The organism is Frigoribacterium sp. MEB024 (assembly GCF_000878135.1).
Taxonomy (GTDB): Bacteria; Actinomycetota; Actinomycetes; order Actinomycetales; family Microbacteriaceae; genus Frigoribacterium.
In genome coordinates this window covers 1-8,931 of sequence record NZ_JXQZ01000089.1, presented here as the reverse complement: position 1 = coordinate 8,931, position 8,931 = coordinate 1, and the positions used below count along the sequence as shown (strand labels likewise).

Annotated in this window: 9 protein-coding genes; 3 read left to right on the top strand and 6 right to left on the bottom strand. The window is 72.7% G+C overall.

All coding sequences use genetic code 11. The features are described 5' to 3' along the window. The first annotated feature begins 115 nt into the window (after positions 1 to 115). Positions 116 to 2,173, top strand: coding sequence for a glycogen debranching protein GlgX (gene glgX / locus SZ60_RS13855; protein ID WP_043596851.1), 2,058 nt, complete (start codon positions 116 to 118; stop codon positions 2,171 to 2,173). A 140-nt stretch (positions 2,174 to 2,313) separates the two neighbouring features. Here the strand turns inward: glgX and SZ60_RS13850 are convergent, their stop codons facing one another. The 3 genes from SZ60_RS13850 to SZ60_RS13840 all read right to left on the bottom strand — a co-directional run bounded on the left by SZ60_RS13850 (position 2,314) and on the right by SZ60_RS13840 (position 4,616). Beyond that, the gene (locus tag SZ60_RS13850; protein ID WP_043596849.1) at positions 2,314 to 2,583 is read right to left on the bottom strand and encodes a hypothetical protein; all 270 of its coding nucleotides are present in this window, start codon (positions 2,581 to 2,583) and stop codon (positions 2,314 to 2,316) included. A 304-nt stretch (positions 2,584 to 2,887) separates the two neighbouring features. Next, entirely contained in the window at positions 2,888 to 3,820 is a 933-nt protein-coding gene (locus tag SZ60_RS13845) for an aminodeoxychorismate lyase (protein WP_231567175.1), read from the bottom strand. 376 nt (positions 3,821 to 4,196) lie between these two features. Next, complete coding sequence (locus tag SZ60_RS13840; RefSeq protein ID WP_043596848.1) at positions 4,197 to 4,616, bottom strand: hypothetical protein; 420 nt, start codon at positions 4,614 to 4,616, stop codon at positions 4,197 to 4,199. A gap of 58 nt (positions 4,617 to 4,674) precedes the next feature. Here SZ60_RS13840 and SZ60_RS13835 point away from each other — a divergent pair, with 58 nt between their 5' ends. Then, positions 4,675 to 5,328, top strand: a complete 654-nt coding sequence (locus SZ60_RS13835) for an HAD-IA family hydrolase (RefSeq protein ID WP_043596846.1) — start codon at positions 4,675 to 4,677, stop codon at positions 5,326 to 5,328. Between the two features lie 43 nt (positions 5,329 to 5,371). On the opposite strand, the gene SZ60_RS13830 is transcribed toward SZ60_RS13835, so the two are convergent. From SZ60_RS13830 to SZ60_RS13820, 3 genes are all read right to left on the bottom strand, one after another. After that, complete coding sequence (locus SZ60_RS13830) at positions 5,372 to 6,388, bottom strand: NAD-dependent epimerase/dehydratase family protein (RefSeq protein WP_043596844.1); 1,017 nt, start codon at positions 6,386 to 6,388, stop codon at positions 5,372 to 5,374. Between the two features lie 139 nt (positions 6,389 to 6,527). Further along, complete coding sequence (locus SZ60_RS13825) at positions 6,528 to 7,394, bottom strand: metallophosphoesterase (RefSeq protein ID WP_043596842.1); 867 nt, start codon at positions 7,392 to 7,394, stop codon at positions 6,528 to 6,530. 158 nt (positions 7,395 to 7,552) lie between these two features. Next, positions 7,553 to 7,948: a hypothetical protein gene (locus tag SZ60_RS13820; protein WP_043596840.1), complete on the bottom strand. Its 396-nt coding sequence runs from the start codon at positions 7,946 to 7,948 to the stop codon at positions 7,553 to 7,555. A 295-nt stretch (positions 7,949 to 8,243) separates the two neighbouring features. Between SZ60_RS13820 and SZ60_RS13815 the strand changes: the two genes are divergently transcribed. Continuing rightward, on the top strand, positions 8,244 to 8,663 hold the full coding sequence (locus SZ60_RS13815; RefSeq protein ID WP_043596839.1) for a YchJ family protein: 420 nt from the start codon (positions 8,244 to 8,246) through the stop codon (positions 8,661 to 8,663). Positions 8,664 to 8,931 lie beyond the last annotated feature (268 nt).

Genomic DNA, 8,931 nt, shown 5'->3' with positions numbered 1-8,931 from the left:
GGCAGGCGGCAGGCAGGGCGGCGCGGGGCAGGCGGGGCGGCGCGGGCGGGACGCCTCGGCGGGGTACGGCGCTCAGCTTGGCCGCCGACGGCGCTCCTCCTGTACTGCTGGGAGCATGACCGACTCCCGCTCCTTGCCCTACCCCCTCGGCGTGACGCCCCTGCCCGACGGCGGCGCCCACGTCGCGGTGTACTCCGAGACCGCCGATCACGTCTGGTTCTGCTTGTTCGACGACGAGGCCGACGGCGGCACCGAGCGTCGCTTCGAACTGACGAACCGCACCGGCCACGTCTTCCACGCCGTGGTCGAGGAGGCGCGGGTCGGCTCCCGCTACGGCCTCCGTGTCGCAGGCCCCTGGAACCCGGCCGCCGGCCTCCGCCACAACGAGCACAAGCTGCTGCTCGACCCCTACGCCACCGCGCTCGACGGCACCTTCGACTGGGGCCAGGCCGTCTTCGGGCACGACATGGACGAGCCCGAGACGATGGACGAGTCCGACTCCGCCGCGGCCATGCCCCGCAACGTCATCGCCGACCGCGACTTCGACTGGGGCGACGACCAGCGCCCGCTCACGCCGATGGAGGACACGGTCGTCTACGAGGTGCACGTCAAGGGCTTCACGCAGACCCACCCCGACGTCCCCGAGGACATCCGCGGCACCTACGCCGGCATGGGTCACCCCGCCGCGATCAAGCACTTCACCGACCTGGGCGTCACCGCCGTCGAGCTGCTGCCGACGCACCAGTTCGTGCAGGACAGCCACCTCGAGGAGAAGGGCCTCCGCAACTACTGGGGCTACAACTCGATCGGCTTCTTCGCCCCGCACGACGAGTACGCCTCGAAGGCCGCGGGCACGGCCGGCGGCCAGGTCGCCGAGTTCAAGCAGATGGTCAAGGACCTCCACGCCGCCGGCCTCGAGGTGTGGATGGACGTCGTCTACAACCACACGGCCGAGGGCAACCACATGGGCCCGACGATCTCGTTCAAGGGCATCGACAACGCCGCCTACTACCGCTTGGTCGAGGGTGACGAGGCCAACTACTTCGACACCACCGGCACGGGCAACAGCCTTAACGTCAGCCACCCGGCGGCCCTCGGCCTGATCATGGACAGCCTGCGCTACTGGGTCACCGAGATGCACGTCGACGGCTTCCGCTTCGACCTCGCCACGACCCTCACCCGTCAGGGTGGCGAGGCCAGCGAGCACAGCGCGTTCCTCACGCTGATCCACCAGGACCCGGTGCTGCAGAGCGTCAAGATGATCGCCGAGCCCTGGGACACCGCCGGCTACCAGGTCGGTGGCTTCCCGGCCGACTGGTCGGAGTGGAACGGCAAGTTCCGCGACGACGTGCGCGAGTTCTGGAACGGCGAGCCCGGCGTCCTGTCGACGTTCTCGGACCGCGTGCTCGGCAGCCCCGACGTCTACGAGGCCGACCGTCGCTCGCCGCTGTCGAGCGTCAACTTCGTGACCGCGCACGACGGCTTCACGCTCGCGGACCTGACGAGCTACGCCGAGAAGCACAACGAGGAGAACGGCGAGGACAGCCAGGACGGCGAGAGCGACAACAAGTCGTTCAACGGCGGTGCCGAGGGCCCGACCGACGACCCCGCGGTCAACGAGTACCGCGATCGCCAGCGCCGGAACTTCCTCGGCACGCTGCTGCTCAGCGCCGGCGTGCCGATGATCCTGGGCGGCGACGAGATCGCCCGCAGCCAGGGTGGCAACAACAACGCCTACTGCCAGGACAGCGAGATCTCGTGGTTCGACTGGGAGCGCGCCGACCGCGACCTGCTCGCCTTCACGACCGAGCTGATCACGTTGCGTCGCGAGAACCCGGCCCTGCGTCCCGACTGGTTCCGTTACGCCCCCGAGGTCGAGAGCGACGACCACGTGCAGGTGCGTCGTGCCGACGACCACTCGTTCTCGAGCGGCGACTGGCAGCAGGGCGAGAACAAGGCGATCACCTTCGTGCTCACCCACAAGGACGCCGACGCGTTCGCCTACCTCGTCAACGGTTCGACGGCGGTCGTCGAGTTCAACGTGCCCGACGCGCCCCACGGCGAGTGGGAGCTCGCCGCGTCGAGCGACCCCGGCCAGCAGGTCGAGGGCGCCGTCACGACGCTGCTCGTGCGGGACGCGAGCTTCACGCTGCTGCGGAGCCGCGCCTCCTAGGCCTGACGACGCGAGCGCAGGAGGCGCGGTGCGGGTCCTCGGGACCGGCACCGCGCCTCCTGCGTCCGCCGGACACACCAAAGACCGCCGCCCCGAGGGGACGGCGGTCTCAGAACGTGCCGGCCGAGGCCGAGCAGGGATCAGGCGCTGGCGAGCTGCTGCGCCGCGGGGGCGAAGAAGTCCGCGTAGCTCGGGCCCGGCGTGATGTCGACGACGGTGCCGCAGACGACCGGTCCGAGGTCGGCCTGCGACCGGTGGGCCCGGACGGCGGGTCGACGCTTGGGGTAGACCTCGATGCGGGCGGCGGGCACCCGGCGGTCGGCCACGTAGTGACCGGTCACGTCGACGGAGCGACGGACGTGTGCCACGAGCTGGTCGTGGCTGAGACGGGAGAGGTCGGCGGCGCTCATGCCGTGGCCTCGGCCAGGAGGAGTGCGCTGATGTCGATCGGCTCGGTGGGAGCCAGGTCGTGCGCGAAGGGTTGGTGCCCGGAGGCGTGGACGATGTTCATTGTTCTGCTCATCTCTGCGGCCCTGCGACCGCGTGCGGAACGGGGTGGTGCGGGTCGCGTCGCCGTGAATCGACGCGTTCCCGACTCTCGCAGGTCGCCGATCGATCGCCACCATCGGCCGACGCATCGTTCGCAAGGTGGACATTCGTTCGAACGACGGTCGTCGCCGTGAGGTGCGTCCCGCCCCGAGCAGTGAGCCGTGCTCAGTCGCGACGGGCCCAGAGCGCCTCGACGAGCGTCGTCGTCAGCTCGTGGTCGATCGCGAAGGGATGCCCGTCGAGGTCCGACACCGGGGCGATCTGACGCCCGCTCGAGAGCAGCCACAGGGCGTCGGCCTCGTGCACGCGGGCGAGGGGCAGCAGCTCGTACGCGGTCTCGTGGCCGAGGTCGGCCAGCGCGTCGAACACGGCGGCCTGCGTCGTGCCCTCGAGGATGCCCTGGTCGGTGCGCGGGGTGACGAAGCGGTGGCCGAAGCGGGCGACGAGCGAGGCCGACGGCCCCTCGAGCGCGTACCCGTCGCTGCTGACGAAGAGGACGTCGTCCGCACCGCGGCGGGCGGCCTCGCGCAGCACGCTCTTGTTCACGGCGTACGAGAGGGTCTTCGCGCCCTGCAACAGCCACGGCGAGGTCTGCACGACATCGTGCCGGTAGCCGCGGTCGAGCGACACGACCCGGATGCCGTCGCGGCGTTCGGCGGCGTGGTCCTCGTACACCTCGGTGCGGGCCCATGCGGTCGGCTCGCTGTCGGGCACGCCCTCGAGTCCGCGTGTCACGATCAACTTGGTCAACGCGAAGGGCACGGGTGCGTGGGCGGCCGCGGAGGCGAGCACCGCCTCGCGGATCAGGTCGAGGTCGAGTTCGGGCAGGTCGAGCAGCGCCGCCGAACGGGCCAGGCGGCGCAGGTGCGCCTCGAGCGCCTGCACGGCTCCGTCGACGACCCCGAACGCCTCGAAGATGCCGTCGCCGCGCGTCACGCCCAGGTCGACGACGTTCACGGTCGGCTCGGTCGCGTCGGCGACGTGCCAGCCGGGCCCGTCGCCTCGGGCGCCGGCCCGGGCCCGGTCGATCACCACGAGCACGGGGGCAGGAGGTGCGGTGTCGGTCACGGGGGAGGCATCGGCGGCGAGGTCGGTCACGCTCTCGACCGTACCTCGGTCCCGGGTTTTCGCTTTGTGGACAGGCTGTGGAGAATTGCTCGTCGTCGAGAGGCTAGACGGCCTCGCGACGCGCATCCGCCGTGAGGCCTCTCGCCGGGGGGCGTCGCGCGCCGAAGCTGCCACGTCGCTAGCGCGTCTAGCAAGATCATGGGCTTCACCAGGGGTTTTCTGACTGCTTCATCCCTTGCGCGTCCAGTCTGCGGAGGTACCGTGAACGAGCCCGCCCTCGGTGGGCGCGTGGTGCCCGGCGGGCCGGGAGCTTCTTCACGGGGCGGCCCGCCCGGCACCACACCACTCACGCCGAAGGGCCGCACCGTCGAGACGGTGCGGCCCTTCGTGGTCGGTCCTGGACGCGTCAGTCCCGGGGTCGGGGCGGGCCGGGCTTCGGGTGTGACGGGGCCGCGCCGCCTCCCGTGGGGGCGTCGGCGGGGTCGGGCTCGCCCGGCTTGGGGTGTCCGGGGATCGAGTCGCCCGAGAGGTTGAGGTCGTCGGGGTCGACCTCGATGTCGCCGCCGTCGTCCGGCCCGCCCTCACCGGGCAGGGCCTGGACGGCGTCCAGGTCGGTGTCGGAGTCCACGGCGGGGGAGTCCTCGGTGGCCGACCGCTGCATCTCGGCGGTGGTCGCCTCGCTCCGCGGGAAGTCCGCGGTCGGATCGTCGGCGTCGCGACGGTCCGGTGCGGTCTCGGCGGTGCCTGCGTAGCCGACGCCGTCCGTGGCCGTCGTGGCGTCGCCCGTGGTGGTGCCGGTCTTCGTGTCCTGCTCGTCTTCGTGCATGCGGGCACGGTACGCCGTGGGGGTGCGTGCCGCATGTGCGCCGGGGCAGACTGGCGACATGACGACCCTCACCTGCCGCGCGATCGTGTTCGACATGGACGGCACGCTCGTCGACTCGACGGCCGTCGTCGAACGCATCTGGGGCGACTTCGCGGCCGAGCACGAGCTCGACGTCGTCGAGCTGTTGGAGTTCGCCCACGGACGGCAGACCCATGACACCGTCACGCGGTTCCTGCCCGGGTTGCCCGAGGTCGAGGCACGCACGCTGACCGACGGGCTGCAGGCCGTCGAGGCCGGAACGCGGGACGGGACCGTCGAGATCCCGGGCGCGGCCGACTTCCTGGGGAGCCTGCCGGGCGACCGCGTGGCCCTGGTGACGAGCGCGAACCACGAGTTGGCGCGCTCACGGATGGCCGAGGCGGGGGTTCCCTGGCCGGCTGTCGTCCTGGCGTCCGAGCAGGTCGCCGTGGGCAAGCCCGCGCCGGACGGCTATCTGCTGGCCGCCGCGATGCTCGGCGTCGACCCGGGCGAGGTCGTCGTCTTCGAGGACGCCGCGGCGGGACTCGACGCCGCCCGCGCCTCCGGAGCCTCGGTCGTCGTCGTCGGGGACCACGACGGGCCGGCTGCCGACGGGTTGCCCCGTATCTCCGGGTACGAGGGCGTCTCGGTGATCGTCCGGGACGACGGACTGCTCGAGCTGACGCTGCCGTAGGGCCGGACGGGCCGGGCGGGCCGGACGGGTGGGCCGCAGGCGGTCAGCCGTTCAGCGGGTGCGACCCCTCGTGGTTCGTGCGGTGGGCGAGGGCGTGGGCGAACTCGCGCAGGGTCTCGTCCGACGTGTGACGGGGTGCCCAGCCGAGCACGGTGCGGGCCTTCTCGGTCGACATGACCGGGATCTTGGCCGCGATGTCGAGCCAGCCGGGTTCGGTCGGCTGCAGGCGCGCCAGCCAGGTGAGCTGCACGATTGCGCGCAGCAGGCGGTAGGGCACGGGCAGCAGGCGGGAGCCGAATGCCCGGGCGATGCGGTCGGGGTCGACCACGGGTTCGGCGGCGAGGTTGAACGCCCCACCGGCACGGCGGTCGATCGCCCGCCAGAACGCGTCGGCGACGTCGCTCGCGTGCACGACCTGCGACACGAAGCGCGGGGCGAGCGGGATGAACGGGGGGCGCACGCGCTGCATCCAGCGGGTGGGCACCCAGCGGCCGGCGAAGAGGCCGACGATCTCGCTGGCAGCGGCGGCCTGGAACACGAGGCCCGGGCGCATGCGGGTCAGAGTGACCTCGGGGTGCTGTTCGGCGAAGGCGTCCATGACGCGCTCGTTGATCGACTTGTGCTTCGAGTAGCTCGAGCGGCGCACGCCCTTGGTCTTGTAGGTCTCGTCGACCCGACGGCCCTTGGGGCCCCGCGAGTAGGCGCCGACCGAGGACGCGACGAGCACGTGCGGCACCCCGGCCCGGGCGGCGGCGTCGAGGACGTGCGAGGTGCCGAGCACGTTCGTCCGGTACATGACGGCCTTGCGGTGGCTCGGCTGCAGGGCCCAGCCGAGGTGGACGACGGCGTCGGCCCCGGCGAACGCGTGCTCGAGGGCCACGGGTGAGTCGTCGGCCCCGACGTCGATCGAGAACCAGGTCACCTCGCCGTACGGCGGCGTCGCCATGCGCGGACCACGTCGGGCGACGCCGACGAGCGACGTCACTTCGGGCTCGGCCTGCAGACGGGTGAGCAGGGCGGTGCCCAGGTTGCCCGTGGCTCCGACGACGACCACGCGCATGGGGGTCTCACTTTCACGACTCGACGATCGGCCTCTCGCCGGCCCCGGGTGGGCGGCAGGCCGATTCCGAGCCTACGCGCGGTCACTGGGCGCGGGTCCGGTCCCGGTCAGGCCGCGTGGCTGTGGGTGCGGGTCCGGGTCAGGCGGCGGAGGGAGGCCCGGCCTCGGCGGCGATGCGGGCGACGGCGGCCTCGTCCAGTGCGAACACCTCGTCGCCGTCGCGGGAGTCGCGCACGGACACCGGGGTCGAGCGCACCGACCCGTCGGCCGCCACCTCGACCACGACGAAGCCCGAGCCGCGCACGGCCCGTTCGGTGCCGACGGCCGCCAGCACGTCCGTGTCGTTCGCCACCCCGGGCGCGACCACCACGGGCACGCCCGCGAGGTGGCCCACGATGTGGTGGTGGTAGTGCCCGGCGAGGACGACGCGGACGTCCGATCCCTCGAGGACCGCCGCCAGCGCCTCCGGGTCCTGCAGGGCGAGAGACTCGTGCAGGGTGGTCGGCGCCGCGATCGGCGGGTGGTGCAGCACGAGCACGGTGCCCCGCTCGGCGGGCGTCGCGAGCTCGTCGCGCAACCAGGCGAGCTGCTCGGGTCGCAGCAGTCCGTAGCCGGCCCCGGGCACGGAGGTGTCGAGCCCGATCACCCGCCACCCGTCGACGTCGCGGACGAGGTCGAGCGGTCTCGCCGGGTCGCCGCCGAGCACCTCGGCGAAGCCCTCGCGCACGTCGTGGTTGCCCGGCACGAGCAGCACCTCGGCGCCCGCCACTCGCGCCCAGGCGCCGGTGCGCTCGCGCAGGTGCCGGTAGGAGGCGCGGGTCCCGTCGTCCGACAGGTCACCCGACCCCACCAGCAGTCGCACCCCCTCGACCCGCGCGGCCTCCGCCAGCACGCGGTCGAGGGCCTCGGTCGTGTCGACGACGCCCTGGTGCAGGGCTCCGTCGGCGAGGAGGTGGGCGTCGCTGAGGTGGACGATGCGGAGGGCTCCGGGCGGCAGGGCGTGCATGCCGCGACGTTACCGGGTGCGGGGTGGCAGCGGCACGGTGCCTGGGGCGGCTCGGTCCGTTCGGGCGGTCGAGTCGAACCACGGATGTGGCATCGAACCACGCAAATGGGTGGCTCGACACCACATCGATGGTGCGACCCCGGATGTGGCGGGCGTGCTCAGCCGCGGAACTGGTCGGCGGGGGCGAGGCGGCCGTGCACGCGGCGACCGAGCTCGGCGAACATGTCGGTGATCGTCGCCCAGTCCTCGTGGGTCGGCGAGGTCGGTTCGACGAACAGACCGTAGAACCGTCGGCCGCTGTTGAGCGACTCGACCAGGACGGTCTCGGAGCGGTCGAAGAACTGCGTCCCGTCGTGCTTCAGGGCGGAGGCCCGGACGGGTTCGCCGGTCAGGTTGCAGAAACCCGCCGACGCCAGGGCGCGGGCGGTCTTGCGGCGTGACAGCCGGGGCAGCACGGGGCTGGCTTCCGCCGCGCCCAGGACCGCACGCACGTGGGCGAACACGAGCTCCTGCTCGTGGACGGGGTGCGAGGCGGAGGTCGGCGAGATCGTCACCCGCTCACCGTGGCAGGTCGGAGCCCCCGACGCGACGCCCAGTGCGGGGGCGGCCCCTTGGGGTGCGACCCGGACTGGGGAGCCGACTCGGCGCGCCCGGCGCCGGTCGACGGAGTACGTCGGGCCGTCGTGCTCGGCCGGTGTCGGCAACTCCTGCCCGGTGCGGCGCCGGGGTGCCGGGACGGGCGTGGTGCGGGCGGGCGGCGGCAGGAGGCAGGAGTTGCCGACGGGGCCGGGGCCGAGGCCGCCGGGGACGGGGGTGTCAGGGCGCCGGGACGTGCCGGAGAATTGCACGATGCCTCCTGCTGCTCCCCTCGACGGCCGAGACCTCGACGACTCGGCCCGCTGCCCCTGCCTCAGCGGCGAGACCTACGGATCGTGCTGCGGGCCGCTGCACCGGGGCACGACGCCCGCCCCGACGGCGGAACGGTTGATGCGCTCGCGGTACTCGGCGTTCGTGCTCGCCCGCGCCTCCTACCTGCTCGAGACGTGGCACCCGACGACGCGGCCCGCCACGCTCGAGGTCGATCCGGGCACGCGCTGGTTCCGGCTCGACGTCGTGCGGACGCAGGCGGGCGGGCCGTTCGACGACGAGGGGACGGTCGAGTTCGAGGCGCACTTCCGCGACGACGACGGTGTGGGGTCGCAGCACGAGGTCAGCCGGTTCGCCCGGGTCGACCGGCGGTGGCTCTACGTCGACGGGATCTCGGGCTGACCAGGGCGCATGTCACGAGCTCGGGCCCGGGGGTCCGGCAGGGCGGACGCGAGACGTCGGCATCGGGCGTCACGAAGAGGACGGCGGGTCCGTCGGGCCCGGCATCCTCTCCGTGACGCCGCCGGGCCGCAGGGAGAGCTTCACGGGCAGGGACCCACGGTCCGGACGACACCGATGCAGGGCTCACGCCCTCCATCTCGCCGAACGCTAGGCCGCACGAGATGGTGCGGTTCAGACGTGGACGCTCCTCACAGGCAGGGCGTCTGCA